This window comes from Bacillus sp. cl96 (assembly GCF_900100505.1).
Lineage (GTDB): Bacteria > Bacillota > Bacilli > Bacillales > Bacillaceae_G > Bacillus_A > Bacillus_A cereus.
Map to the genome: position 1 here is coordinate 74570 of NZ_FNDM01000010.1, position 24977 is coordinate 99546.

Consider the following 24977-nt stretch of genomic DNA (forward strand, 5'->3'; position numbering starts at 1 on the left):
AAAAATGGGATGGATTATCACATTAATAGTTGGTGCTATTATAGGTGCAATTGCTAGTTCTATAACAGGTAAAAATTTCCCAGGTGGTATGTTCGGAAATATTATCGCAGGTTTATTAGGTGCTTCGTTAGGTGGTAGATTATTTGGATCCTTTGGGCCATCATTTGGTGGGATTCATGTCGTGCCGGCATTATTAGGTGCAATCGTGTTAATTCTTATTGTATCATTTGTAGTGAAAGCTGCAAAGAAATAGAGATATAGATTATGATGAAGAGCCCTGAATAAGGGCTTTTCATCATTCGAAGAGGTGGTTTCATTGGAGAAAATAAATATAAGAAAAAGAGATAAGTTAAGAAAGTTTTTTAGAGAACAAAATTATTTGGCGGTATTACTTGGATTTGCGTTATTGTTCATTAATATTTTATTGCTAACAAAAATATCATTTGTTTTTACACCGTTTATCGTATTTTTAAAAACAATTTTCTTCCCAGTACTATTAGCAGGCGTGCTATTTTATATTTTGCATCCATTCGTTTCGCTTTTAGAAAAGAAAGGTGTTTCAAGAATCGTATCGATAGCTTCCATATATTTAATCGTACTAGGATTATTTGTATTTTTAGTTGTAACGGTTATCCCTATTATTAAAGATCAAATTGATGCATTAATTGATAACTTACCGTATTTTGGCCATGAGATTGAACAAGCAGCACGTAGATTCGGGGAAAGTAATTTACTCGGTAAAATTCAGGAGAATTTAAATATTAATGTTGCGAATATGGTAAAAGAATACACAGTTGATTTTACAAAGTCATTATCATCAGTAACTGGGAATGTAACTGGATTTTTGAGTACTGTTACAGAGGTTGTTTTGACATTTGTAATGGTTCCATTTATATTGTTCTATCTTTTAAAAGATGGTGAGCAATTGCCGAATCACTTTTTAAAGTTTATTTCAGAGCAAAGACAACCAGCAGCAATGAGAATACTAGATGATATGCATTATGCGATTAGCTCGTATATTAGAGGTCAAATTATCGTCAGCTTATTTATCGGTATTATGCTATTAATTGGTTATCTTATTATTGGTATTAAATATGCGGTATTACTTGCGATTTTAGCGATGATTGTAAATATCGTTCCGTACGTAGGACCAATTATCGCGATTACACCAGCGTTAATTATCGCATTTATCGACTCGCCAGCAATGGTGTTAAAAGTAATTATCGTTATGATGGTTGTACAATTAGCAGAAGGTAAATTTATTTCTCCGCAAGTTATGGGTAAAAAGTTAGATATTCATCCGATTACTATCATTTTTATCATTTTAACTGCCGGAAACTTATTCGGGATTATGGGGATTATTTTAGCGATTCCAGGATATGCGATATTGAAAGTATTAGTTACGCACGGTTATAGATTTGTTAAGTTGAATACGTGAAAAAAAGCGCTAAAACAGTGGGAACTGTTTTAGCGCTTTTTTATTAACAATTCATTTGCATATTGGCGTGCCCATTGATCCGCTTCTAATATAGCATCTAGTGAAGGATCTTTTACGTTATGATGAGCTTCAACTGTTTTGTAAATTGTTTTTTCAATATCGAAAAAGGCAATTTCATTTTTTAAGAATAGCGCATTCGCAATTTCATTTGCTGCATTTAATACAGCGGGAGTAGTACCACCGATTTTGCCACATTCATATGCGTATTGTAGACAAGGGAACTTCTCTAAATCTGGTTTTTCAAAATGTAAACTACCGATTTCTAATAAATTTAATTTTTCATAGGAAGAAGGTAGCCGAGTAGGATAGTGAAACGCATATTGAATCGGCATTCTCATATCAGGAGCACCGAGCTGTGCCATAACTGATCCATCAATAAATTCTACTAAAGAATGAATGATACTTTCTTTATGAATCATTACATTAATTTTTTCATATGGAATATCAAATAGCCATCTCGCTTCCATTACTTCGAACCCTTTATTCATTAATGTGGCAGAATCAATCGTTAGTTTTGCGCCCATTAACCAGTTTGGGTGCTTTAAAGCATCTTTTGCTTGTAATGTTTGCATTTCATCACGTGTTTTATCACGGAAAGCACCACCGGAAGCTGTTACAATTAACTTCTCAATCTCTTTATTATTTTCTCCTTTTAAACATTGGAAAATAGCTGAATGCTCACTATCTACTGGAATTAAGCGACATCCGTTTTGTTTCGCTAGTTCAGTTACGATATGTCCAGCTGCAACCAAAGTTTCTTTATTAGCAATAGCGATATCTTTCTTCGCTTTTAATGCTTCAATTGTTGGAAGTAATCCTGAAACACCTACAACAGAGCTTAATACAAGATTTGAATCAGGGTGAGTAGCTACTGCAATGAAGCCATCAGTCCCGTGTGTGATTTTTGTATTTGCTGAAATACGCGTACGAAGCTTGTCTGCTAAGTCTTTTGTCGCAACGCTTACAATACGAGGTTGAAACGTTTTGATTTGTTGCTCAAGAAGATCGATATTATAATTTGCGGTTAAACCGACGATTTTAAAATGTTCAGGATGAGCTGAAACGACATCTAATGCAGATGTGCCGATGGATCCTGTTGAACCTAAAATTGATATATATTTTACCATGAAAAAACCTCCAAAGTTGTTTCGAATATTTCAACAAACCTATATAATATTAGACAATTGAAGTGGAAATTCCTGCTATATAAAATAGAAAATTAGGGTTTGTTTGGAAGTGAAATGTGATAAACTGTAAAAAATAACGAAAAAGCAATGAAAGAGAAGAGTACATATTCGAAACTTTTCAGAGAGCTGATATGTGGTGGAAATCAGTAAGGGATGAATATGGAATGGACTCTGGAGCTTCTAACTGAAATGAGTAGGTAAAGACGGTTACTTCACGTTATTGAAGTATGAAGTGAGCTAATGATAGCTAATTAAGGTGGTACCGCGGGAGTCTCTCGTCCTTTTTTAAGGATGAGGGGCTCTTTTTATTTTGCGAAAGGAGGAGTTAGTGTGAGTGAAAAAATAATGTTAACAGGAATTAAGCCGACAGGTTATCCACATTTAGGAAATTATATTGGTGCGATTAAACCTGCATTACAAATGTCAAAGAATAATGAAGGAAGAGCATTGTACTTTATAGCTGATTATCATGCATTAAATGCTGTGCATGATTCAGAAAAGTTCAGCAGTTATACGAAAGAGGTAGCAGCTACTTGGTTATCGCTTGGACTTGGGGAAGATGTTGTTTTTTATCGGCAAACAGAAGTACCGGAAATTCTAGAATTAGCTTGGATTTTAGCTTGCCTAACTCCGAAAGGTCTTATGAACCGTGCTCATGCGTATAAAGCGAAGGTGGAGCAAAATAAAGAAGCAGGGTTAGAGGTCGATGCGGGAGTGAATATGGGGTTATACACGTACCCGATTTTAATGGCAGCTGACATATTATTATTTCAAGCTACTCATGTACCAGTTGGAAAAGACCAAATTCAGCATATTGAAATTGCGCGTGATATTGCGACGTATTTTAATCATACATTTGGCACGACATTTACACTACCGGAGTATGTAGTGCAAGAAGAAGGAGCTATTTTACCTGGTCTTGATGGAAGGAAGATGAGTAAAAGTTACGGAAATGTAATCCCATTATTTGCAGAGCAAGAAAAACTTCGAAAGTTAATATTTAAAATCAAAACAGACTCTTCACTTCCAAATGAACCGAAAGAATTAGAAACATTATTTATGATATATAAAGAGTTTGCGACAGAAGACGAAGTACAGTCATTACGTGAAAAATATGAGACTGGAATCGGATGGGGCGATGTGAAAAAAGAGTTGTTTCGCGTTGTAGATTGTGAGTTAGCTGGACCTCGTGAAAAGTACGCAATGTATATGAATGAGCCGGATTTATTATATGAAGCATTAGAAAACGGTGCTGAGAAGGCACGCGCTATTGCGAAGGTAAATTTAGCGGAAATTAAAAAACGGATTGGATTTGAGAGGGAACGTTAAGCGTTCCCTTATTTTTTTAGATAATCTGTAATAATCTTCTCGATAACAGGAGGAAGATTATTAGGTAATTCATCAAGTGAAAAGAAGCGTAGTTCTTTCGATTCCGTATGGTCGCATACAAGCTCACCGTGGAATTCGCGGCAAATATAAACAACGAGTACACCGTGTACTTGATCGCCATTTGGATAGATTTGAAAGAAATCTGGTCCTGAGTATGTACGGAATAGTTCTGGATTTTTAATAATAAGTCCAGTTTCTTCAAACACTTCTCGTTTTAAAGCATCTTCTAACGTTTCGTTATATTCTAAGGCACCGCCAATAATGCCCCAGCGGTTAAAATCTGTACGGAGCTGCAGCAATGCTTCATCTTTTTCATTTAATATAATGGCGTGTGATCCTATTAGAATAAGTGGATGATTTCCTACTAGATTTCTCATATCTTCAATATAACCCATGTCATTGCTCCTTGTATTTAATAATAGTTAGGAAGTTCTTTTAACATTCTTTCTGTTTTACGTGCTGTAAAGGCTAAGTTATGGTCATCTTTCGTTCTGAAAAATAATGTGCGTAAAAAGGTTTTAATATTGGCACATAAAATACAATACTCATTAAGCGAAAGGCGTTTTCTAATTTGAGGAAGCCTTTTTATTTTTTTATGAATAATAGAAATTAAATCGTTCTGAGGAAAATCATGATACAGCATTGCTAGTAATGGAGTAACAATGCGTTCATCTTCGTTATTATGAAAAAGGTCAGATGGAATAAAGATTTTATTTAATAAACAATGAATTAATTCTTCGTACCATTCAAAAGTTGTATACGTATTATGAACAATTTCAGTAAAGGCATCAGATACATGAGCAAGACAATGAGCCCATCCTTTATTTTCAATATAGCCCCGAAAATCCGTTTCTAAGTTTGTGTATGTAATGAGTTTATTTTTTATTTCTTCGATATCCTCCTCTGTACAAAAGTAGTGCGAATTAGCGAATTGGAGTATTAACGCAATTAACGAAACAGTGTAAGAACGTGTGAAAACCCCATCTGTATGTGGGGAGTAAATGTCACAATATAAATACTCATCACTTAAACAAGTTTGCAGAAGTAATTTCAGCTGATCGTCCATAAGGAATTCATGATGAATGAAATGCGCAAAACATTTATATATAAGTTGGTAACGAACGTAGCTATCAGTCGTTCCGATATACTGAAGCATGTTCAAAGTTAACTCATTTACGTCTATATGTTGCAGTTGCGTGTAGTCATTTTGTTGTATAAGCTCTAACTGTTGTTGCAATGCTGTAATATCCAATGGAGAACCTCCTCCGCACTTTAAAGATGCGATCTTTTCTAGTATTCTATATATTCAAGGACAATCCTGCTCATGCAAGGAGAACGATTAGAAATTCGAGTATGATATAGATGAGGGAAGAATATGACGACGATAGAACAGTTAGAAAAACATTTTAAAATAAGAAGAAGTGCTTCTTCTATTATGATAAAAGAAAATAATGCAGAGATTTTTACAGAAGAGCAATTAGAGGAAATGATGCAATATTGCGTTGCTAAAGCTAAAAAAGATGGATTAGAAAAACTACATTTTGAAATCTCTTCAAAAAGTCCAAATTATGATGTGTATAAAAAATGTTTTGAAACGTATTCATTTGAATATGTTACGGAAAACATGATTGTATTTAAAGATATATACGAAGTAGAAGATGTAGAAAGTGAAATTGATTTTAAGCTTATTGAAGAAGTTGGAGAAGAGGCTTTTTATTCACTGTGGAATGAAGCGACGGGAGAACCAGTCGCTCATGATCAATTTGTGCATATGATGCTAGAAGAAATTGGTGAGCAGTGGAAAGAACATTGTTTAATAGCGAGTGTAGGTGAAGAGCCGATAGGAATTGTAATTCCACATATTGAAAGAGGTGCGTTAGAAGAAGGGAAACTTATGTACTTCGCAGTTACTCCAAATATGCGTAATAAGGGATATGAAGCTGCACTATTTGCAGGTGCGATGTTTGTCTTAAAGGAAATAGGTGCATCTTATTATATTGGTGAGACAAATATGCAAAATGAGTGGATGAAGGATGTTTTTGAAAAGAATGGATGTCAGCTGCTTAGTTCAACTGAGAGATATGTGAGAAAGTTTTAGGAGGATGAATGATGTATACTCTCGAACTCGTATAGCGGGAGGGGACTATATATGTTAAAGCAATCCATGCATTCATTCGTGTTATTGTATCCAAATGTATTGTTAGAAGGCTGGAATGTTGAAAAAGTTTCAGAACGTTATGAAGGTGAAAAGTGGGGAACTTTTTGGTTTCAGGTTGTTACTCCAACTGGGATGTTTCGAGTAAAGGAATTTTTTCTCGATATAATAGAACCAGTATTTCCGGATAGCTGTATTTCTCAAGCAAAAGGAGATTGTTTTCAATATAAAGGGCTTGTGTATTGGAAAGGTGTAAATTATAAAGGAAAAGAAAGTTACGTTACATCTATATGGAAAACACAAGTTGAAATTTCTGTTGATCATGGATATGTAAACCAAGACGAAATGGAACGATTTCTATTTGAATTACAACCAGTAAATATGGAGCTTGGGAAAACGATATTACATACATCATTTCACATATTAAGCTTTCAAGCGAAGAGAAGTGAAATGGGTGAGATAGGAAGATGTAGAGAGTGGAATGCTCCAGATGACGTATCCTATGTAAATTTGTTAATTCATGAAAAACTAAATTGGAAACTTGAATCGGTCGGTTTCGGAAATGACGAAACGCAGTATGTATACTGGGACGAAGTTAATAAACTATATGCACTTTGGGTTTGTAGACATAAAAACAAAGCGTATTATCCTATTTCTTCATGGACAATGAACTATGGCCCAAAACAAATTATAAACGGGTTAGAGTTTTATTCGCACCCTAATCGCGGAACAGTTGTATACGAAGATTTAGGTAATGAACAAATCGCATACGTATTTCGCGGTAATCCATGTACAAATTTTGAACAAGTAAAAGAACTTTTTGCCTGTTTGTAAGATAAAAAGAAAAATGAGAACGACAAAGTAGATATTTGTATAATACAATAGAGTGAGATTCGATTATAAGAGAAAGCGTTGGTGAAAGAATGGAGCAGCAAAGAAATTGGCTACAAGCAACTGTAGAAAGAATTGAAGATAATACGTTACAAATAAAGTGGGAAAATAATATAGAAGAAGTTCGTATTTATTGGAGTACTTCACCAGATCATATTGAAGAAAATGGAGAACTACTTGCAACTGTAAATGGAGAATTATCATATACAATTGAAAACCCGAGTGAAAATGAACGTCCATATTTTAGACTAGTAGGAAGTAATGGACAAGCAGTGACAGTAGCTGAGCGTAGATTGCCATTACAAGGTGCGTTTAACTTCCGTGATATGGGTGGATATGAAACGACAGATGGACGTAAAGTGAAATGGGGCAAATTATACCGTTCTGAAGAATTAGCAGGACTAACAGAGTGGGATATCGACTATTTACAAAAGTCTGGTTTAAAGTTAATTTGTGACTATCGTACAGACTTTGAGGTAAAGCATAAGCCAAATCCTGAGATTACAGGTGCTCGTCAAGTGTGCTTACCAGTTATGCAAGACTTAGCGAAAGACTTAAATATTAATGAGTTTTTCCAAGTTGGTGACCTTTCTATGTTAGGAAAACCAGGTGAGTATCTTGTGAAAATGAATCAAGATTTCGTAAGTGGTAACGAGGCGTTCGTAAGCTTCTTAAACTTAGCGCAAAACCCGGAAAACTTACCGTTAGTAAACCACTGTACAGCTGGAAAAGATCGTACTGGATTTGGTTCAGCATTATTACTACTTTTACTAGGTGTACCAGAAAAAACAGTAATGGAAGACTACTTACTAAGTAACGGATTCCGTGAAAAGCTAAATGAAAAAATGATGGCCTTTTTAGGTGCGAAATTACAAAACGATGAGAGCAGAGCGATATTAGGTGCAATGTTTGAAGCACGTGCTGAATACTTGCAAGCTGCGATTGGTGAAATTCAAAAGCAATACGGATCAGTTGAAGCATACGCTGAAAGGGCTCTTGGCTTTACGAAAGAGTCGTTAGAGGAAATGAAAGAGTTATTACTAGAAGACTAATAAGTAAAAGGAGGCTGAGCGGATTAGCCTCCTTTTACTTATAGCGTAGTTGAAAATAGAAGATAATGGTGTATTCAATAAAGAGCAGGTTAAGCGCCTCATAATGAAATATATAAACTTATATTACTATCGTGTTATTATGTTAAGTGACGGTAAAGTCGTGTGATTTATAATGATTTCTATAATGAACTATAGGGAAAAAGCAAGAAAATGTCTATGTATTTGATGGAGGGTTATCATAATAGAAAGGAAATTAGGAGATGGAGAAATCAATAAAAAGTGAATTAATAGGATTGTTTACCTTTAATGAGACATGTAAAGCATATCAGCAAAAAAATGGGGAAATACATTGGCAATTGGATATTAGAAATGAATATGTAGATGTTAATGAGATGATTAAAAGGGCAGAGAAGCTTTTTTTATGCATAGAAGAATTTGATAAAAAGGCTAAAGTAGCCATAGCAGAAAAATTGATAAATTACAAAAATGATTTTTGGCCTGAGTATGATGAGAATGATGAACATTTAAATTGGGATGCTGTAGATGCAGGAGAATATGATATAACGAAAGAAAAATTCGCAAAAGCAATTACGCTCTATGAAATTGAAATTAGAGAAAATGATATATACTGTGAATATCATGATGGAGATTTATTTGGTGGACACATGATACATGCCTATTTTAATAATGATTATAAGTTATTAAACGCAGAGGTGTAGTTTTAGTTATATAAAAATTGAATTAAAGTGTGCTTTAGTTAAAAGAATTAAATAAATTTTAAACAATGAGAACGAAGCTTTTAAAATAGGAATTGAGGAGAACATCATGAAATACAAAGTTATATTATTCGACGTAGATGATACATTATTAGATTTCCCCGAAACGGAAAGACACGCATTACATAATGCGTTTGTACAGTTTGATATGCCTACAGGGTATAATGATTATCTTGCAAGCTATAAGGAGATTAGTAATGGATTATGGAGAGATTTAGAAAATAAAATGATTACGCTAAGTGAATTAGCAGTAAATCGATTTAGACAATTATTTGCACTTCATAATATAGACGTAGATGCACAGCAATTTAGTGATGTATATCTTGAAAACTTAGGGAAAGAAGTACATCTTATAGAAGGCGCAGTACAATTATGTGAAAATCTACAAGATTGCAAGTTAGGTATTATTACGAATGGATATACGAAGGTGCAACAATCAAGAATCGGAAATTCGCCTTTATGTAATTTCTTTGATCACATTATTATTTCTGAAGAAGTTGGTCATCAAAAACCAGCACGTGAGATTTTTGATTATGCGTTTGAGAAGTTTGGGATTACTGATAAATCAAGCGTACTAATGGTTGGAGATTCGTTAACTTCTGATATGAAAGGCGGAGAAGATTACGGCATTGATACGTGTTGGTATAATCCGAGTTTGAAAGAAAACGGGACAGATGTTAACCCGACTTATGAAGTGGAGAGTCTGCTACAAATTTTAGAAATTGTAGAAGTGGCGGAAGAAAAGGTAGCTTCATTTTAATCATGCTGATATTTGTCGAAAAATCGATATATTGAAAAAATCGTTGATATATTGTAAGTTGTGATAGATATATTTGAAAAATCGTTGATATATTGTAAGTTGCGATAGATATATTTGAAAAATCGCTCATATAAATTCATATACTAAGATATAGAACAAAAAAATAGAGCTACTATACAAGGTCATTCACGTGTTATAATGCGTGAATTAAATATGCGTATATAAATAGTTTCCTAGCGTGATGCGATGTCATGTATGATTAGTGTAACAACTAGAGGTGAATAAAGGATGTTAACGTTTTTATTTGAGTTAGACAAGAATCTCCCGCAGAAGGATGAGCCACGGTATGATGCTTATTCAAAGGGCTTTATCGAAGGAGATGTAACGATTTGCGCGAGTGACAGCGTATTTTTTCAAAAATCATGTATGAAGGTTGCAGAGCTGGGGATTTATTTAGGTCAGTGGATGGAACAAGTTCAACATGGGCAGAACGTGCCTATGAAATATGAAACGGCTGACCGTGAAGAGGTAATTCTTGGTTTCTTCTATGAAGAGGATCATAATCAATGGAATGTTTTTTCCAGCTGGCAAGAATTTGAACTTCAAGAGCGTATAGCTACTACAACATTAATAGAGAGTGTTCAACGCTATTTGTATGAGTTAAATAAAGAACTGCGCATGATAGAATATCCTGTGACGTTTGATCAGTACTTAAGAGGAGAGCGAATGATGCAGCTCTCTTACAAACGACCGTGTGATAGTAAAGCAGATACGACACCGATAGAGGTTTATAATGGAAGTGAGCAAGTAGGTGTAGTAAGGGGCTATTATAAAAATACGCTGATGAGAGTGCTGGATTTTATTCCGAAAATTGGTAGTAATATTATTTATGAAATAAAGGATAGTAAGGACAATATTCGCGTCATTGCAAAGGATGTAAGTAGGCAGCGCCAAAGAAGGATTTTAGTAATGTACAAAGATAATCATGATGCAGAGCATGAAATACTTGTATGTGACGGAAAGTTATTGGATGCAAATTTCTTATTTACCTTTACATATAAGGCAGAAGAATACGTTGTTCATAAAACTTCATTTGGAATGGGAAAATTATTACGAAAAGGCTATGTAATTGCAGATTGGAATATTCGTCTTGAGGAAGATATGTATTACATTGAGATGAATGTATATGATGGAGATTACATGGAGGATCAATACTTACTATTAGGCGTATTTCATGCGGTTTTATATGGATAATCAATGAGAAATACCGTCATTCTTCTTGGAAAGAATGACGGTATTTTTTTATTTATCCTCAAAAATAAAAATCTCATCAATCGTACTATGTAGTGCCTTCGCTATATCGTGAGCAAGTTGTAAGGAAGGATTGTATTTACCTTTTTCGAGATGACTAATTGTTTCACGTCGCACACCAACGCTCTTTGCTAAATCTTCTTGTGTCATGTTCAATTTTGCGCGGTATTCTTTTATCTTCGTTACGAACGCCATGGTGCATCTTCCATTTCATCAACAGGTTTATCATAAAAGAACATAGAAAAACCGAATGTAAGAATGAGTGTGCCGAAAATAAGAGCGATATCAATCTCTTGTAGCGTAGAGTTTGGAAATAACATTTCAATAAATATAATGATAGCAGTAGTTAGTAATGTAACGATAAATGCATTGCGACACGATTTATTGACAATTTGTTCAAACAGTTCATCGTGTTGAACTGTTCTATACGATGTGAAAAAGGAGAAGAAACAGAACATAGTAAACAATCCTTTTTCATAAAAAAATCCGAGGAAACCGAAGAAACCGAGAAATCCTAAATATTTTATCCAAGTTGTTTTCATGATAGGTCCTCCTTACGTTGTTAGAAATAAGTCACGTTATGTTACAAATATATCACAATTGGATAGGAATGGTAATAATAGTTTTCCAGTTTGCTTCATAATAATAGTAAAAAGAGGAAATATGCTGCGAAACAAAGAGGATAATATTGTAAAATGGTTGTAAGGAGGGGGAGGAAGGTATGCTAAATTGGATTATGATCGTTGTATTACTTGTAGTCATTACTGTAGTCGCGACGGTGTTAATTGGGCGAAAGGGTGATGCAAACTATAGTAAAGCGACAAAGGGGAATATTAGAAGGCTTACGATGATTTATATTATACTAGCTGTCGTTTTGATTGTTGGATTAGGTCTGTATATTTATTTCAAAGGTTAAAAAACTGAAAAATACAAAAATCTAAAAATAGAAGTATGCTATAATATCAATATAGTTATTTGGTAATTAAGGAAAGGATTGGATGGAATGATTGAAATTACGAATGTGTCAAAAAGTTATAATGGGTCTACCTATGCAGTAAAAGACTTAAGTTTATCTGTACCTAGCGGCGAAATCTTTGGATTTTTAGGACCGAATGGTGCGGGTAAATCAACGACAATTAAGATGATTACTGGTATTCACGGGGTGGACAAAGGGACTATTACGATTAACGGAAAAAATATTATGGAAGAGCCGATGGAAGCGAAGAAGACGTTTGGTTATGTACCAGATAGTCCAGATATGTTTTTACGATTAAAAGGAATTGAATATTTAAACTTTATGGCCGATATGTATGAAGTGCCGAAAGAAGTACGACAAGAACGAATAGAGTCTTTAGCGAAGAAGTTTGATCTTTATAATGCTTTATCTGATCAAATTCAAAGTTATTCGCACGGTATGAGACAAAAAATCGTTATTATTGGTGTGCTCGTACATGAGCCAGATGTATGGATTTTAGATGAACCATTAACTGGGCTTGATCCGAAATCTGCATATATTTTAAAAGAAATGATGAGAGAGCATGCGGATAAAGGAAAGATTGTATTTTTCTCTACACACGTATTAGAAGTAGCGGAAAAAATATGTGACCGGGTTGCTATTATTAATAAGGGGAATTTGCAGTTTAAAGGAAATTTAGATGAAATGAGAGATCATTTTAAATCCAATGAATCACTTGAAAAAATGTTCTTGGAGATGACGGGCAATGAGTAAAATTTGGACGTTAACGAAGGCACTATTAAAGTTAAATTACGCAGATTTTATAACAGATAAGAAGAAGCGATGGGCGTATGTATTTTCATTTGCAGCTATTTTATTTGTCGGCTTTTTACTGTTTGGTTCTATCACGCATGCAATGTATGAGGGAATGATACATTTAGGGCAAGATCCAGGAATGATTATCGCAATGGGACTTGCGATTGCGAGTATATGGGTATTTTTAATGAGTATTACGAACATTTTAACTGTATTTTACTACAGCAATGACATTGAAATGTTATTACCATTACCATTAAAACCAGCGCAAATTATTTCAGCCAAATTTTTAACAGTATTAATTACACAATACGTAATGAGTTCATTTATTTTATTACCGATCTTTATTACGTACGGTTTAAAAAGTGGAGCATTTATTACATATTACATATATATGATTTTCATTTACTTACTCTTCCCAATTGTGCCGTTAGTACTAGCTTCGTTACTGATGACAGTTATTATGAGGTATACAAATATAGCGAAAAATAAAGACCGAGGAAATATATTTATTGGAATCGTAAGTATACTATTTATTGTAGGAATTAACGTATTTTTGCAGTGGAAAAATAAAAGTTCGTTTTCTGAAGATGCAATTGCGGATTACCTTGCAAACAACCAGTCTTCTCTTTTAGTACAAATGACAAACTATTTTCCAACTACATATTTTGGAGCAGTAGCATTAGTAGAAAATGCAAATTGGAAGGGACCTTTATATGTAATAATCTTTGCAGTTATTTCATTTGTCTTCTTTGTGTTGTTTTATTACATAGCAGAGCGTACATATTTAAAAGGGGTTATTGGACTTTCAACGAGTACAGCAAAGAAACAAGTTATTTCGGCGGAAGGTTTACAGAAATCAACAGTACAAAGTTCGCATTTAAAAGCGTATGTGAAAAAAGAATTTAAAACGTTATTCCGTACACCACAATTTTTCTTAAATTGCATTGTACAAACTTTCGTTATGCCAATTATGTTGTTCTTTATTTTATTTGTGCAAGATGGAAACTTAAAGTTTATTACAGAGTATATTAACAATCCAAAGACAACAGGATTTGCAATTGGTGTTGGCCTTTGTGCATCGTTATTTTTAATGGGTAGTAACGTCATTGCAACAACGTCATTTTCGCGAGATGGAAGCTCTTGGTTTGTGAATCGTTATTTACCAGTAAAGGCTTCGGATATCTTTTTTGCGAAAGCAATCACTGCTTGGTTAATTAATGTAATCATTTTAGCAGTATTTGGTATTACGATGGCAGTTGTAGCTGGGATTTCTCCAGTCTTTATGATACTGTGGTTTTTACTAAGTGCGAACGGGTTGTTATTAATTAATTTAATCGGAACACGCTGGGACGCGCAAACTGCAGATATTCATTGGGATACAGAGCAGAAATTATTTAAAAGTCGATATACAACTTTGTGGAATTTTTTAGCTAATATTTTAATAGCTTTAATTATTGTGGGGGGAGTAAGTGTATTATACTTCTTCCTTCATGTCGGACTGTGGGTTATGTTTATCGTTTTATTTGTAATGTTTACGATTGTAAATTATATCTTTATTAAAATGTTAAAATTAGGTGCTGAACGTATACTGTCAAATATTCAATAAGAAGATAGATCCTCTGTATTCATGCAGGGGATCTGTGTATAGATGGAGGAGAAAAAGGTGAAGAAAATAGCAATTGTAACAGGGGCAACTCGTCTGAATGGAATTGGTGCAGCTGTATGCAAGGTGCTTGCTCAAAAAGGGATAGACATTTTTTTCACGTACTGGCCAAAGTATGATAAAGCGATGCCATGGGGAATGAGTGATCAAGAACCCTTTTTGCTGAAAAAGGAAATTGAAAGTTACGATGTTCGATGTGAAATGGCAGAAATCAATTTATCGCAGTCTTATTCGCCAAATCGTTTGTTTTATATGGTATCAGAACGGTTAGGTGATCCATCTATTCTAGTTAATAATGCAGTATATTCTACTCATACGAGGATTGAGGAATTAGATGTAGAGCAGTTGGATAAACATTATACAGTTAATGTTCGAGCTACTATGCTATTAAGTTCATTGTTTATAAAACATTATTCACTTAAAACGGGCGGGAGTATTATTAATCTTACTTCAGGACAGTCAGTAGGTCCAATGCCAGATGAACTAGCATATGCAGCAACGAAAGGGGCAATTGAAGCATTTACAAAGTCAGTAGCACCAGTAGCGATGGAGAAGGGGATTACTGTTAATGCCGTTGATCCAGGACCGACGAATACAGGATGGATTACAGAGGAGCTGAAGCATCATTTAGTATGGAAGTTCCCGCAAGGTAAAGTAGGAGAGCCGGTGGATGCTGCGCGCTTAATTTCTTTTTTAGTAAGTGAAGAAGCGAAATGGGTTACTGGGCAAGTCATTCACTCGAATGGTGGTTATTCATAAAAATATTATGTTAACAAATGTTGAGAAACAAAAAACGAAAGAAAATTTTATTTTTTTGTATAAATAAAATGTCAAGAAAGATAAAAATTTGATAGAAGAGTATATCGTCATATGAAGATAGTAATTCTTAATGTGACAATATACTCTTTTTCTTTTACTTGCGAGTAGAAAAATGAAGTAGAAGAAACTCGAATATTAAAATGAGTTTATCAGTTTTTGTACGTATTATTATGAAGATTACTGTCGGAAAGATGATAATTCGTATGAAAAGGGATTTTTTAAGGGGGAATCGAATCGTAAAGGGGAGGATAAATTATGTAAAACATAGGGGGATTTATATGAAAATGAAAAAGGTCGCTATCGCATCGATAACAATTGGTACAATGCTTACTATGGCAGCTTGTAGTCCTTCAGCAGATAAAGAAACGGAAAAGAAAGAGCAAGTAACTGCGCAAAATGATGGAGAAGCAAAAACGACAAGTGCAGATGAAGCGTCAAAAACAACGAAAGATACTGAAAAAGAAACAAATACTTCTTCAAATGAAAAAACAGATAAGGATGCAAAAAATATGAAAGAATCATCAGGGACAGAAAGTAACGGCAAAACGTCAACTCAAAACGAAAATGTAAAAACAAAAGAAAAAGAGACGACAGGAAAAACGAATGATCAAACGACTAGCGGGAAAACAACAGATCAAAGCACAAGTACAAGCACAAACAATAACGGAAAGACAACGAAAGATCCGAAGAAAAGTGTTGCTGTGAAAACGAATGTTAAAGAAGTTGTAGCATTAATTGATAGCTTGGACAAGCAGTTAGCTGCTAATCCAAAATTGGAAACAGTGAATAAGCTTGGCAAACAAATTAATGAAAAGTGGGATGTGATTGAAAAAGAGCTAGAAGCATCACATCCGACGGATTCTAAAACAATCGGTCAAAGTATGTATCCGTTAATTGTAGGAGCGGAGAAAGAAAAAATCGATATTAATAAAATGAAATCATTAACGATGAAAACGAAAAAAGATTTAAATCAGTTATTGACGAAACTTTCATAGTTTCAAAAGCCTACTCGTGTGAGTAGGCCTTTTTTAGGTTGTTGTAATGTGCATAGTATAACTTATTTATTTTCATTTTCAATTACGATGCGAAAGGAACTGAATGCTTGTTGACTGATATAATCTTCTTCGCTAACTTTATAAGGAAATGGAAAAGCGACGAGTTGCAAATTACTTTCCTGATCCACTGAAGGCAATGTGAAATTAAAGATTTGCCTCGTTTCAGGTGCAACCTTAGTATAAACGACTTTTCTATTGTTAAATATTTCAACTTGTTTCCAATCTTTAAAAGCCACGATTGCGTAAGTCATTTCATCATTTGTTTCATTACCGTTTGATAAAATTAATTGCTTGCCTTCCTTTTCAAAGAAGACAGTTTGTAAGTTCTCTTCACGGTTCGTAACAAATAATGGTTCGTAAAGACCATCTTTTAGAATAGCATCTGGATCTATAAGGGAGAGTTTTATTTTTTCGTTTTCTTTCTGAAGAGGATGTATTGAATATCGCATACTTAGAATATCTTCTAAAATAGCTGCTTTATTTAAGTTATTATCTTTTAATTTGTATTCAGGTTTTTTTAATTATTAAAAAGGTTAATTCACTTGCATTAGGAGAAGTGTGTAAAGAGATTTTCGTAGTAATTGAACTGTTTGGTTTCATATCAAAAAAATAGTGTGATATTTCAGTAGTAGTATCTTCTATTTTAAAAGGTTTTTGTTCGTAATCTTCTAGAACAATTAATCCATATTTTCGGTTTTCATTAATAGTATGTACGAATGATAATGTTACATTAATTTTATTATCCTCACTAGTAATTGTACTACCATTGTTAATATGTTGGCCTTGATTATCCTTCAATCCGTAAGAAATAGTATTGGTTTGTTGCTCTCGTTTATTTTCTATGGAAGGTGGATGAGGTTGTATGAATGAAGTATTGAACAAAATATAAATTGTAAGTAATGAAATAAGTAAAACACCGCTAATAATATATATTTGTTTCATAAATAGCACCTCAATATATGTAAAATATTAGAGAAAAAAGATATGCAAGATGCATATCTTTTTTCTCTTTCTTACCAGAAAGCTTTTGTTTCGTGATTCACATCATTATAACCACTTAATTTATAGGTATGATTACCGATAGCGTAATCATCTCCATAATAAATGCTTGTGTTGGTCGCTGTAGCACTTACAAAGGATGATTTTTTTGCACTATTACTTTTCGTATTCACTAATGAGCCATCGCCATTGAAAGTTCTTGCTTTTGCATAAACATAGTCTTCGGTCGTAGTTGAATTCGATTTAGCAACTGCATATGGGTTACCAAAAAAGGGAGTATATACGCTAATGTTAGAGTCATTCTTAGGTGCAACTGCAACAGTCAAACTAGGAACACTAGATGTTTTTGTTGATTGAATTGTATCAAAGTCAACTAAAACGGGCTGCTTGTCTACAGTATCGACCTCTGAAGCACTTGCGTTATTAGTAAAACCAAAACCTAAAACCGCTAACCCTAAAGTTGTCACCGATAAAGATTTTTTCATATTCACTAATTTTCCCACCTTTTTAAATTTTTGAGTTCGAACTCAATTCATACAATATATGAAAATTTCGAAACTCTCAATGGTTTATCCCATACTTAACTTTTCTTTTACTTTCGATTCAACATGTCTTCATTTGCAAAAAAGCGAATATATCTTCTAATGCTTAGCCAGCAAGGGATACAGGTTTAATTTTATGAAATTCATGTAAATTTAAATCTATTCATGTCAGAATCTCTGTTATTTTTAAGTTCATATGGGAAACTTATTAAAAAAAGGATGGTGACAAAAATGACAATCGATCGAATTTGTACAATTGGACCCGCAAGTAATAATAAAGAAACGTTAGCACAGTTAATAAAGAATGGTATGAAAATTGTTCGACTGAATTTATCGCATGGCACGCATGAAAGTCATAAAGACATCATTCGTTTAGTGAAATCATTAGATGACTCTATTAAATTTTTGGGTGATGTACAAGGTCCTAAAATAAGATTAGGTGAAGTGAAGGGAGAGCAAATTACACTTCAGGCAGGAGATTCTTTTATTTTACATACACAACCAGTTACAGGGAGTAATACAGAAGCAAGCGTTGATTATGAAGGAATTGCGAATGATGTGAAAGTAGGCAGTAGAATTTTAATTAATGATGGAGAAGTTGAATTAATTGTTGAAAAGATAAGTACGGACAAAATAGAAACGAAGGTAAAAACAGGTGGCAATATCTCATCTCATAAAGGAGTTAATTTACCAGATGCGGCTGTTCGTTTACCAGCTATTACAGAGAAAGATAAAAAAGATATTCAGTTTCTTTTAGAAGAGAATGTTGATTTTATCGCGTGTTCTTTCGTAAGAAAACCTAGTCATATAAAAGAAATACGAGATTTTATACAACAGTATAAAGAAACGTCACCTAATGTAATTGCAAAAATAGAAACGATGGAAGCAATCGAGAATTTTCAAGATATATGTAAAGAAGCAGATGGAATTATGATTGCAAGGGGCGATTTAGGAGTAGAGTTACCGTATCAATGCATTCCGCTTTTACAGAAAATGATGATTCAGGAATGTAATCGAACGAATACATATGTCATTACAGCAACACAAATGCTTCAATCTATGGTAGATCATTCTATTCCAACAAGGGCAGAGGTGACTGATGTGTTTCAAGCTGTACTGGACGGGACGAATGCAGTTATGCTTTCAGCTGAAAGTGCATCAGGAGAGCATCCAATCGAAAGTGTGAGAACATTACGTCTCGTTTCAGAATTTGCGGAACATGTTAAAAAAGATGGACCTTTTGCGATGAAAGATGTACTGCAATTACTGCGTGAGTCTCTGGATGAGTAATAAATAAAAAGAGGGCGGATATACATCCGCCCGCGTGTTTTTCATTCATACTATTCTTGCTCTTGCTCATCCAAAATCTTTTCAAACGCAGTAGATACTTTATCAAACTCTTCATCATTTTCAATGTATGAAAACTCATTATCTTCTTCTACTTTTAAAAAGAAAATATCAATGTCTTCCTCAGTTTCTGTTTGGATATCTTCAACAAAGGCAACAGCAATATACTCTGCACCTTCGACATCCATCGCTCCAAGTACTTCTACTTCTTGCTCTTCGTTATTCTCATCACTAAGAGTAAACACTTCGCCAACTTCAATATCAGACATATTCATTCTCCTCCTGTTCGACTCTAAAAATAGAGCACTCAAACTGTATACATACTAACATATCTTTCCATGAAAAACCAAATTCATACATAAGAAAAACGACTGATAGTTCTTTAGTATAAGTATCCAGCTATTAGGAGCATTATTTGTCTGTGCTATATTACTTAATCCATTCAACAATTGTATCCATAGTCTGTCTTGTTTTATCACGCTTTGGCTCTTCTTTACGGTAACCAAAGGCAACCATAACTGATACTTCAAAGTTATCGTCTTGTATAATGCCTTCTTGACGAAGTAAAGAATCTACTTCCTCTTTATCAAATCCTTCTATTGGACAAGAATCAATACCGATTTGAGCTGCGCTCGTCATCATATTACCTAAAGCAATATAAGTTTGTTTAGATGCCCAATCAAATACAGCACGATCGGATTGTAATAAGTTAAAATCTGTTTCCTGGAACTTTTTGAAGAATTCATATCTAATTTTTTGAGTGTCTTCAGGCAATCCAATAATATCGTTCATCATATATTTAATATACTCTGCATCATAATGCATATCTTTAATGTTTCTTGAAAGAACAATAACAAAATGACTAGCTGTTGCAAGTTGCCCACCAGCGCCCCATGAATACGGTTGTAGTTTTTCTCTTAATTCTTTATTTTGTACGACAATAAATTTCCAAGGCTCATATCCAAAAGAAGAAGGAGATAATCTGCCTGTTTCTAAAATAAATTTAAAATCCTCTTCTGAAATTTTGTGCATAGGATCGAATTCTTTACATGCATGTCTGAAATGAAAAGCCTCCATAATCTTTTCTTTTGTAATTTCGTTTGTATTTGTCATAAAAGTTCCTCTTTTCATGAATTTATTTTTGTAAGTAAATTATATTTTTAAAGTAACATAGATACAAGTACGCACATTTATGTGATATAGTATCAAAAAAGATACTATTGTTAAGGGAAGGGATTTATTATGGATTGTCCAAACGAAAATAATATAAATTACCCATTTTTAAATAAATATTCTTGTCCAGTTGAAGCTATGGTTGAGGTGATTGGAGGGAAATGGAAAGGGGTAATTTTGTATCATTTATTAGATGGTACAAAGCGCTTTAATGAATTAAAAAGATTAAAACCAAATATCACACAAAGAATGTTAACGCTGCAGCTGAGAGAACTTGAAGCTGATGGCATTATACATCGTGAAGTATACCGTGAAGTGCCACCTAAAGTTGAATATTCGTTAACTGAGCTTGGTGAATCACTACGTCCAGTGATTCTATTAATGATGGAATGGGCAACTCATAATATGGAGAAGGTTTTGGAGAATAGGAATACGAAAAATAATAATTAAGAGTTGAAATTGTTATAGAAGAAATAAAAGGTGCTTTCATACATGAAAACACCTTTTATTTCTATATTTTTTACTTTTTAACTTCAACTGCTGAAGTTGGAAAGTTATTTAAGTTTGCAGTTTGACCATACCAATCAGCATGTTTAAAAACAACACCTTTTCCATATCCGTCAGTTGAAGTACGTTCCCATAGTGTTGTTGAATAGCTAGCAGTAGGAGCTGCTGTACGTACAGAAACAATTTGATTTTGCCAACTAGCAGACAAGTTTTTATAACCGCTACTTAGTGAAAAATACTCGCTACCTTGATTTGTGAGTTTATAGAAGTCTGTACTACCAGGTCCGCTTCCTCCAACACCAAGGGGAGTGATTGAATGATTCAACCTTTGTTTATCTTTTTCAATAAAAGACTCTAAACTTTCTTTGCTCGAAAATCCATAAGATAACCAGTCTCCATTTTGATTTTGTTTCGGTAGAACTAACGTTATTTTTACGTCTTCCCTTGATGGAGCACTCAATTTGTTAAACGAATCAACAGTCTTTTCATCTACAGTTACATATTCGAAAGAGGAAATCGTATAATCTTTTTCGGTACTAGCTGATACTAATCCCATTCCTCCAGTTAACGACGAAACAGTTAATAATGCACCTGCTACCAACTTTTTAAGCATGGATTCATCTCCTTAAAACTTAGATTTTTTACATAACTAAAATGTATGTTAATTCGAATGTATTATAAATATTTAGAAATTTATAAAAATTATACAGAATATTCTTTTATTATTCTGGAGTAAGGAGGGGAATTTAAAAAAGGATTTACTTAAAAAGTAAATCCTTTTTGGGTGTTAGCAATGAAGTTATTGTGTAAGTTTTGCAATTTGCTAACCGACTTCAAAACTCTACTGATTAAAGTTTCATTTCATCCTGTTATGAATCATACACTTCTTTTGCATTCGTAGAAGCAGCATCTAATAAAAGGAAAATGGCTGCTATCATATGTAGAAAGATGTCTATATAAGGAAAGAAGGCAACTAGAGTAACGATAATACCGATATAATGAGGGTACGTATTCATGCCTTCTTTTTTAGCTAATAAAATAGTATTGATATGTAAAACAATCAATAGTAGTAAAGGTAACCCATATAGGTTAACAAGACTTGGAAATACATAATAACAAGGAAATAATAAAAGATGATAGATCCCTGTAGTCCACTTTAGTGCTTGAATGTAGGTTTTCAAAGTGAATCCTCCTAAAACAATTCATATCTATATATTACCAAAAAAAATAGATAATTGGATATTGTTTATTTGTATTTTTAATAGAATATAATAATTTTATGTAAACTAATTGTTGGGTATCTATAAAATAGAAAAACCACCCAAACGAGGGTGGTTCGTATTATAAATAATTACTTAAAGAAGAAATCGGAACCTTCACCTCACTACCTTCCTTCATATTCCGCAACACAACAGTGTTTGTACTAAGTTCGTTTTCCCCAATAATAAGCACATAAGGGATATTCTCTTTATTGGCATAATTAAGGGCACGTTTTAATTTGCGTCCTGCTAGTTCTAGTTCGACTTTTAAGGAAGTGGTAGAACGTAATTGCTGGGCAATTGGTAAGCATTGTAACTCTGTCCCGAGTGGGATGATAAATAGATCCGCTGTAGATGAGATTGTTTCTTTCTGCGATAGTGCTGTATAAATAACGTCTAAACCGAATGAAATACCGACTGTTGGATAGTTCATATTATCACCACGGAATGCTCCGATAATGTTATCGTAACGGCCGCCGCTACCGATGCTAGATGTAATCGATCTATCTTTTAAAAAGATTTCATATACAGTACCTGTATACATTGTGAGTCCTCGCGCTAAAAACGGGTTGAATATCGTATTTTCATTTATTCCAAGGGCGATTAAATATTGCTGTAATTGTTGTAATTCGTTTACTCCATCGGCAACGAGTGGATTATTGAAAGCTTCTTTAAAGTCAGCGATAGTAAGCTTTAGACAAGATAATACGGTATTACATATCGTATCAGCCATTTCTTCAGAAATCCCGCGCTCTAATACATCTTTTCGTACACCATCAATCCCAATCTTTTCGATTTTATCTAATGACAAAATGACGTCACTCGTTAACTCAGTAGGGATGTTAATAGACTCGAGAATACCGTTTAATAATTTTCGGTTGTTATATTGGATCGTTACTTCTAAGTTTAACGTTTGGAACAGTTCAAACGCCATACTCATAAGTTCAGCTTCTGCCATGACAGACTCAACACCAACTATATCAACGTCGCATTGTATAAATTCACGAAATCTTCCTTGTTTAATTGGCCCATCTCGAAATACTTTCCCAATCTCATAACGTTTAAAAGGGAGGCGGAGGTTCGGATTCATTGCCACGACTTTTGCGAATGGAATTGTCAAATCGTATCGTAAGGCAAGGTCGCGTTTTCCTTGATCCTGAAGTGTATATATTTCTTTTAATATTTCATCACCACCGCCGTACTTGTATGACATAAGCTCATACATATTTAACGTTGGTGTTTCTAACGGTTTGCATCCGTATCGTTCAAACGTATCTTCACAAGCTCTTTTAATTTTATTTCGCAGCACTTGCTCCTCTGGTAAATAGTCTTTCGTTCCCTTTACATTTCTCATTTCCATCATAATCACTCCTTTTTCAAATTTAAAAAAGCTATGCAGGTATATAAATACCCACATAGCTTTATGAACGCTTCGTGGGTCAACAGGAAAAGCCCTGTACCCACGAAGAAAAATTTTTCTTCGGATACACGGCGTTACGTATGATGATGAAGTTGGAAAGAAGTATTAAAATTTCGCATTACAAATCTCTCCTTAACGTAAGTTTTTCCAAATTATATCAGATGATTTTTGAATTATCAATATTTTTAGTTTTGAAATATACGTGAAGTTATGTAGGAGAAATGGAAAAGGGTGTATAATAAAACTTAATAATATGAAATAACCTTTTAAGGAGATCACTATGAAAAAAGATAAAACAAATGCGATGCGAATATTAGATAAAGAAAAAATTGAATATTCGATGATGTCATATGATCCAGACGATGGGAAAATTGATGGCGTATCAGTAGCCGAGAAAATTGGACGAGAAGTGAGAGAAGTATATAAAACGTTAATCGCTCAAGGGAATAGTAAAAATTATCATGTGTTTATTATTCCGGTAGATGAGGAACTAAATTTAAAAGCTGCCGCAAAAGCAGTAAGTGAAAAGAAAATTGAAATGATTCCTGTAAAAGATATTACGAAAGTTTCAGGATATATTCGCGGCGGTTGTTCGCCAGTCGGAATGAAAAAGTTATTTTCTACATGTATCGATGAAAGCGCCCAATCACTTGAAACGATGATTGTAAGTGGCGGGAAAATTGGTATACAAATTGAGCTTAAAGTAGATGACTTGGCGAAAGTGACGAGAGCGCAGTTTGGAGAGGTAACGAAGTAAATATACATAGGAAAAGAAGTTCTAGTTTTATCCCGCTATTTGCCGGGCAGTAAGACCCTCATCTCAAATTTCAGCGGAAGCAAAGAAATTAGGTGGGGATCAACTGCCCGTAAAAGCCCGATTGGTGAGGGCTGATTGTCCTTTTTTATTTACAAACTGGATAAAGATTGAATGTTTAGTTTGATATAGGCATGTAATCTGAATTGTTTGTTTGGCTTTGGGAGAAGGACTTAAAATAAACAACTAGAGTCACTTTTAAAGATAGACAAAGGACGGGAGAGTGTTTTAATGAAGGTTCAAGAAATGCAATAAGAAAGCGTATATTCGGGAATGTCAGTATGTTTGAACCCCCCTATGCTAAGAGTATGCAAGATTTTATACAGTTTTTTTGCTAATCCAGTAACAAACAAGAACCCTAAAACGGTACCAGGATAGGAATGTATACAACATGTATTGAGTCATAGAACTAAAAAGAAGGTTCCTGTGTGAGAGCAGGGTTCTCCTTTTTCACTGCTACCGATAATGAGACGTTATGTTAACTAGGTTTGAATATTGTATACAGACTAAAAACAGAGAAAACTACCTGTCGTGTAGGTTGTTTTTTCTGTTTTTTTGATGATAGTTGTTAACTGATGTCTCACAT

Annotated in this window: 28 protein-coding genes, 1 pseudogene and 1 other annotated feature; of the genes and pseudogenes, 17 read left to right on the forward strand and 12 right to left on the reverse strand. The window is 34.0% G+C overall.

Features of this window, described 5'->3' with window-relative positions; all coding sequences use genetic code 11:
* Positions 1-4: 4 nt before the first annotated feature.
* Both BLT20_RS20625 and BLT20_RS20630 read left to right on the forward strand, forming a co-directional pair.
* On the forward strand, positions 5-253 hold the full coding sequence (locus BLT20_RS20625) for a GlsB/YeaQ/YmgE family stress response membrane protein (protein WP_000539732.1): 249 nt from the start codon (positions 5-7) through the stop codon (positions 251-253).
* Between the two features lie 63 nt (positions 254-316).
* Positions 317-1438 (forward strand): AI-2E family transporter, encoded by a 1122-nt coding sequence (locus tag BLT20_RS20630; RefSeq protein WP_000411484.1) that lies wholly within the window; start codon positions 317-319, stop codon positions 1436-1438.
* A gap of 29 nt (positions 1439-1467) precedes the next feature.
* Here the strand turns inward: BLT20_RS20630 and BLT20_RS20635 are convergent, their stop codons facing one another.
* Positions 1468-2625: a 1-deoxy-D-xylulose-5-phosphate reductoisomerase gene (locus BLT20_RS20635; protein WP_000241784.1), complete on the reverse strand. Its 1158-nt coding sequence runs from the start codon at positions 2623-2625 to the stop codon at positions 1468-1470.
* A 138-nt stretch (positions 2626-2763) separates the two neighbouring features.
* Positions 2764-2971: a binding site (T-box leader), on the forward strand.
* Between the two features lie 44 nt (positions 2972-3015).
* On the opposite strand from BLT20_RS20635, the gene BLT20_RS20640 reads away from it, so the two are divergent.
* Positions 3016-4014 carry a tryptophan--tRNA ligase gene (locus tag BLT20_RS20640; RefSeq protein ID WP_001290899.1) on the forward strand — a complete coding sequence of 333 codons (999 nt, stop codon included), beginning with the start codon at positions 3016-3018 and terminating at the stop codon, positions 4012-4014.
* An 8-nt stretch (positions 4015-4022) separates the two neighbouring features.
* On the opposite strand, the gene BLT20_RS20645 is transcribed toward BLT20_RS20640, so the two are convergent.
* Together BLT20_RS20645 and BLT20_RS20650 are read right to left on the reverse strand one after the other, a co-directional pair.
* Positions 4023-4469: an NUDIX hydrolase gene (locus tag BLT20_RS20645; protein ID WP_000540450.1), complete on the reverse strand. Its 447-nt coding sequence runs from the start codon at positions 4467-4469 to the stop codon at positions 4023-4025.
* Positions 4470-4486: 17 nt separating this feature from the next.
* On the reverse strand, positions 4487-5326 hold the full coding sequence (locus BLT20_RS20650; RefSeq protein WP_000355451.1) for a DUF2785 domain-containing protein: 840 nt from the start codon (positions 5324-5326) through the stop codon (positions 4487-4489).
* A 123-nt stretch (positions 5327-5449) separates the two neighbouring features.
* On the opposite strand from BLT20_RS20650, the gene BLT20_RS20655 reads away from it, so the two are divergent.
* The 6 genes from BLT20_RS20655 (at position 5450) to BLT20_RS20680 (ending at position 10962) form a co-directional block, all read left to right on the forward strand.
* On the forward strand, positions 5450-6172 hold the full coding sequence (locus BLT20_RS20655; protein WP_000207411.1) for a GNAT family N-acetyltransferase: 723 nt from the start codon (positions 5450-5452) through the stop codon (positions 6170-6172).
* Between the two features lie 51 nt (positions 6173-6223).
* Positions 6224-7063, forward strand: coding sequence for a hypothetical protein (locus tag BLT20_RS20660; RefSeq protein ID WP_002026111.1), 840 nt, complete (start codon positions 6224-6226; stop codon positions 7061-7063).
* Positions 7064-7152: 89 nt separating this feature from the next.
* Positions 7153-8172: a tyrosine-protein phosphatase gene (locus tag BLT20_RS20665; RefSeq protein ID WP_000437802.1), complete on the forward strand. Its 1020-nt coding sequence runs from the start codon at positions 7153-7155 to the stop codon at positions 8170-8172.
* 260 nt (positions 8173-8432) lie between these two features.
* Positions 8433-8891: a DUF2262 domain-containing protein gene (locus BLT20_RS20670; protein ID WP_000415679.1), complete on the forward strand. Its 459-nt coding sequence runs from the start codon at positions 8433-8435 to the stop codon at positions 8889-8891.
* 106 nt (positions 8892-8997) lie between these two features.
* Entirely contained in the window at positions 8998-9708 is a 711-nt protein-coding gene (locus BLT20_RS20675) for a YjjG family noncanonical pyrimidine nucleotidase (protein ID WP_000875912.1), read from the forward strand.
* Between the two features lie 288 nt (positions 9709-9996).
* Positions 9997-10962: a tubby C-terminal domain-like protein gene (locus tag BLT20_RS20680; protein WP_000955100.1), complete on the forward strand. Its 966-nt coding sequence runs from the start codon at positions 9997-9999 to the stop codon at positions 10960-10962.
* Positions 10963-11010: 48 nt separating this feature from the next.
* On the opposite strand, the gene BLT20_RS20685 is transcribed toward BLT20_RS20680, so the two are convergent.
* Both BLT20_RS20685 and BLT20_RS20690 read right to left on the reverse strand, forming a co-directional pair.
* Entirely contained in the window at positions 11011-11214 is a 204-nt protein-coding gene (locus BLT20_RS20685; RefSeq protein ID WP_000896302.1) for a helix-turn-helix transcriptional regulator, read from the reverse strand.
* Entirely contained in the window at positions 11202-11561 is a 360-nt protein-coding gene (locus BLT20_RS20690) for a DUF3796 domain-containing protein (RefSeq protein ID WP_000859210.1), read from the reverse strand. Before BLT20_RS20690 ends, BLT20_RS20685 begins: the two co-directional genes overlap by 13 nt.
* A 179-nt stretch (positions 11562-11740) precedes the next feature.
* Between BLT20_RS20690 and BLT20_RS20695 the strand changes: the two genes are divergently transcribed.
* The 5 genes from BLT20_RS20695 to BLT20_RS20720 all read left to right on the forward strand — a co-directional run bounded on the left by BLT20_RS20695 (position 11741) and on the right by BLT20_RS20720 (position 16270).
* Positions 11741-11935, forward strand: coding sequence for a hypothetical protein (locus BLT20_RS20695; RefSeq protein WP_000935861.1), 195 nt, complete (start codon positions 11741-11743; stop codon positions 11933-11935).
* 87 nt (positions 11936-12022) lie between these two features.
* On the forward strand, positions 12023-12748 hold the full coding sequence (locus tag BLT20_RS20700) for an ABC transporter ATP-binding protein (protein WP_000570204.1): 726 nt from the start codon (positions 12023-12025) through the stop codon (positions 12746-12748).
* Positions 12741-14399, forward strand: coding sequence for a putative ABC transporter permease subunit (locus BLT20_RS20705; RefSeq protein WP_000036852.1), 1659 nt, complete (start codon positions 12741-12743; stop codon positions 14397-14399). Before BLT20_RS20700 ends, BLT20_RS20705 begins: the two co-directional genes overlap by 8 nt.
* A 57-nt stretch (positions 14400-14456) precedes the next feature.
* Positions 14457-15215 carry an SDR family oxidoreductase gene (locus BLT20_RS20710; protein WP_000716965.1) on the forward strand — a complete coding sequence of 253 codons (759 nt, stop codon included), beginning with the start codon at positions 14457-14459 and terminating at the stop codon, positions 15213-15215.
* Positions 15216-15553: 338 nt separating this feature from the next.
* Positions 15554-16270, forward strand: coding sequence for a hypothetical protein (locus BLT20_RS20720; protein ID WP_073339781.1), 717 nt, complete (start codon positions 15554-15556; stop codon positions 16268-16270).
* A gap of 62 nt (positions 16271-16332) precedes the next feature.
* On the opposite strand, the pseudogene BLT20_RS20725 reads toward BLT20_RS20720, so the two are convergent.
* Both BLT20_RS20725 and BLT20_RS20730 read right to left on the reverse strand, forming a co-directional pair.
* Positions 16333-17272: pseudogene (locus tag BLT20_RS20725) on the reverse strand (hypothetical protein).
* A 71-nt stretch (positions 17273-17343) separates the two neighbouring features.
* Positions 17344-17820 (reverse strand): hypothetical protein, encoded by a 477-nt coding sequence (locus BLT20_RS20730; RefSeq protein ID WP_001056358.1) that lies wholly within the window; start codon positions 17818-17820, stop codon positions 17344-17346.
* Positions 17821-18102: 282 nt separating this feature from the next.
* On the opposite strand from BLT20_RS20730, the gene BLT20_RS20735 reads away from it, so the two are divergent.
* Positions 18103-19161, forward strand: a complete 1059-nt coding sequence (locus tag BLT20_RS20735; RefSeq protein ID WP_000151079.1) for a pyruvate kinase — start codon at positions 18103-18105, stop codon at positions 19159-19161.
* Positions 19162-19211: 50 nt separating this feature from the next.
* Here BLT20_RS20735 and BLT20_RS20740 read toward each other — a convergent pair whose 3' ends face one another.
* Together BLT20_RS20740 and BLT20_RS20745 are read right to left on the reverse strand one after the other, a co-directional pair.
* Positions 19212-19493: a DUF1292 domain-containing protein gene (locus BLT20_RS20740; RefSeq protein WP_002026117.1), complete on the reverse strand. Its 282-nt coding sequence runs from the start codon at positions 19491-19493 to the stop codon at positions 19212-19214.
* Between the two features lie 154 nt (positions 19494-19647).
* Positions 19648-20331: an NAD(P)H-dependent oxidoreductase gene (locus BLT20_RS20745; RefSeq protein ID WP_000185713.1), complete on the reverse strand. Its 684-nt coding sequence runs from the start codon at positions 20329-20331 to the stop codon at positions 19648-19650.
* Positions 20332-20460: 129 nt separating this feature from the next.
* Between BLT20_RS20745 and BLT20_RS20750 the strand changes: the two genes are divergently transcribed.
* Positions 20461-20841, forward strand: a complete 381-nt coding sequence (locus BLT20_RS20750) for a winged helix-turn-helix transcriptional regulator (protein ID WP_000340579.1) — start codon at positions 20461-20463, stop codon at positions 20839-20841.
* Positions 20842-20911: 70 nt separating this feature from the next.
* Here BLT20_RS20750 and BLT20_RS20755 read toward each other — a convergent pair whose 3' ends face one another.
* The 3 genes from BLT20_RS20755 to BLT20_RS20765 form a co-directional block, all read right to left on the reverse strand.
* Positions 20912-21511, reverse strand: coding sequence for a hypothetical protein (locus BLT20_RS20755; protein ID WP_000914427.1), 600 nt, complete (start codon positions 21509-21511; stop codon positions 20912-20914).
* 256 nt (positions 21512-21767) lie between these two features.
* Positions 21768-22079, reverse strand: a complete 312-nt coding sequence (locus tag BLT20_RS20760; protein WP_000860706.1) for a hypothetical protein — start codon at positions 22077-22079, stop codon at positions 21768-21770.
* Between the two features lie 160 nt (positions 22080-22239).
* Positions 22240-23517 carry a histidine--tRNA ligase gene (locus BLT20_RS20765; RefSeq protein WP_000425985.1) on the reverse strand — a complete coding sequence of 426 codons (1278 nt, stop codon included), beginning with the start codon at positions 23515-23517 and terminating at the stop codon, positions 22240-22242.
* A gap of 340 nt (positions 23518-23857) precedes the next feature.
* Between BLT20_RS20765 and ybaK the strand changes: the two genes are divergently transcribed.
* A complete protein-coding gene (gene ybaK, locus BLT20_RS20770; protein WP_000710860.1) occupies positions 23858-24334 on the forward strand; it encodes a Cys-tRNA(Pro) deacylase in 477 nt (158 codons plus the stop codon).
* The last annotated feature ends 643 nt before the right edge of the window (positions 24335-24977 follow it).

Excerpts from the sequence above, each read along its gene's own strand:
- BLT20_RS20625 (WP_000539732.1), top strand. The coding sequence starts at position 5 with ATGGGATGGATTATCACATTAATAGTTGGTGCTATTATAGGTGCAATT.
- BLT20_RS20635 (WP_000241784.1), bottom strand. The coding sequence starts at position 2,625 with ATGGTAAAATATATATCAATTTTAGGTTCAACAGGATCCATCGGCACA.
- BLT20_RS20645 (WP_000540450.1), bottom strand. The coding sequence starts at position 4,469 with ATGGGTTATATTGAAGATATGAGAAATCTAGTAGGAAATCATCCACTT.
- BLT20_RS20655 (WP_000207411.1), top strand. The coding sequence starts at position 5,450 with ATGACGACGATAGAACAGTTAGAAAAACATTTTAAAATAAGAAGAAGT.
- BLT20_RS20660 (WP_002026111.1), top strand. The coding sequence starts at position 6,224 with ATGTTAAAGCAATCCATGCATTCATTCGTGTTATTGTATCCAAATGTA.
- BLT20_RS20665 (WP_000437802.1), top strand. The coding sequence starts at position 7,153 with ATGGAGCAGCAAAGAAATTGGCTACAAGCAACTGTAGAAAGAATTGAA.
- BLT20_RS20670 (WP_000415679.1), top strand. The coding sequence starts at position 8,433 with ATGGAGAAATCAATAAAAAGTGAATTAATAGGATTGTTTACCTTTAAT.
- BLT20_RS20675 (WP_000875912.1), top strand. The coding sequence starts at position 8,998 with ATGAAATACAAAGTTATATTATTCGACGTAGATGATACATTATTAGAT.
- BLT20_RS20680 (WP_000955100.1), top strand. The coding sequence starts at position 9,997 with ATGTTAACGTTTTTATTTGAGTTAGACAAGAATCTCCCGCAGAAGGAT.
- BLT20_RS20685 (WP_000896302.1), bottom strand. The coding sequence starts at position 11,214 with ATGGCGTTCGTAACGAAGATAAAAGAATACCGCGCAAAATTGAACATG.
- BLT20_RS20690 (WP_000859210.1), bottom strand. The coding sequence starts at position 11,561 with ATGAAAACAACTTGGATAAAATATTTAGGATTTCTCGGTTTCTTCGGT.
- BLT20_RS20695 (WP_000935861.1), top strand. The coding sequence starts at position 11,741 with ATGCTAAATTGGATTATGATCGTTGTATTACTTGTAGTCATTACTGTA.
- BLT20_RS20700 (WP_000570204.1), top strand. The coding sequence starts at position 12,023 with ATGATTGAAATTACGAATGTGTCAAAAAGTTATAATGGGTCTACCTAT.
- BLT20_RS20705 (WP_000036852.1), top strand. The coding sequence starts at position 12,741 with ATGAGTAAAATTTGGACGTTAACGAAGGCACTATTAAAGTTAAATTAC.
- BLT20_RS20720 (WP_073339781.1), top strand. The coding sequence starts at position 15,554 with ATGAAAATGAAAAAGGTCGCTATCGCATCGATAACAATTGGTACAATG.
- BLT20_RS20735 (WP_000151079.1), top strand. The coding sequence starts at position 18,103 with ATGACAATCGATCGAATTTGTACAATTGGACCCGCAAGTAATAATAAA.
- BLT20_RS20740 (WP_002026117.1), bottom strand. The coding sequence starts at position 19,493 with ATGAATATGTCTGATATTGAAGTTGGCGAAGTGTTTACTCTTAGTGAT.
- BLT20_RS20745 (WP_000185713.1), bottom strand. The coding sequence starts at position 20,331 with ATGACAAATACAAACGAAATTACAAAAGAAAAGATTATGGAGGCTTTT.
- BLT20_RS20750 (WP_000340579.1), top strand. The coding sequence starts at position 20,461 with ATGGATTGTCCAAACGAAAATAATATAAATTACCCATTTTTAAATAAA.
- BLT20_RS20755 (WP_000914427.1), bottom strand. The coding sequence starts at position 21,511 with ATGCTTAAAAAGTTGGTAGCAGGTGCATTATTAACTGTTTCGTCGTTA.
- BLT20_RS20765 (WP_000425985.1), bottom strand. The coding sequence starts at position 23,517 with ATGGAAATGAGAAATGTAAAGGGAACGAAAGACTATTTACCAGAGGAG.
- ybaK (WP_000710860.1), top strand. The coding sequence starts at position 23,858 with ATGAAAAAAGATAAAACAAATGCGATGCGAATATTAGATAAAGAAAAA.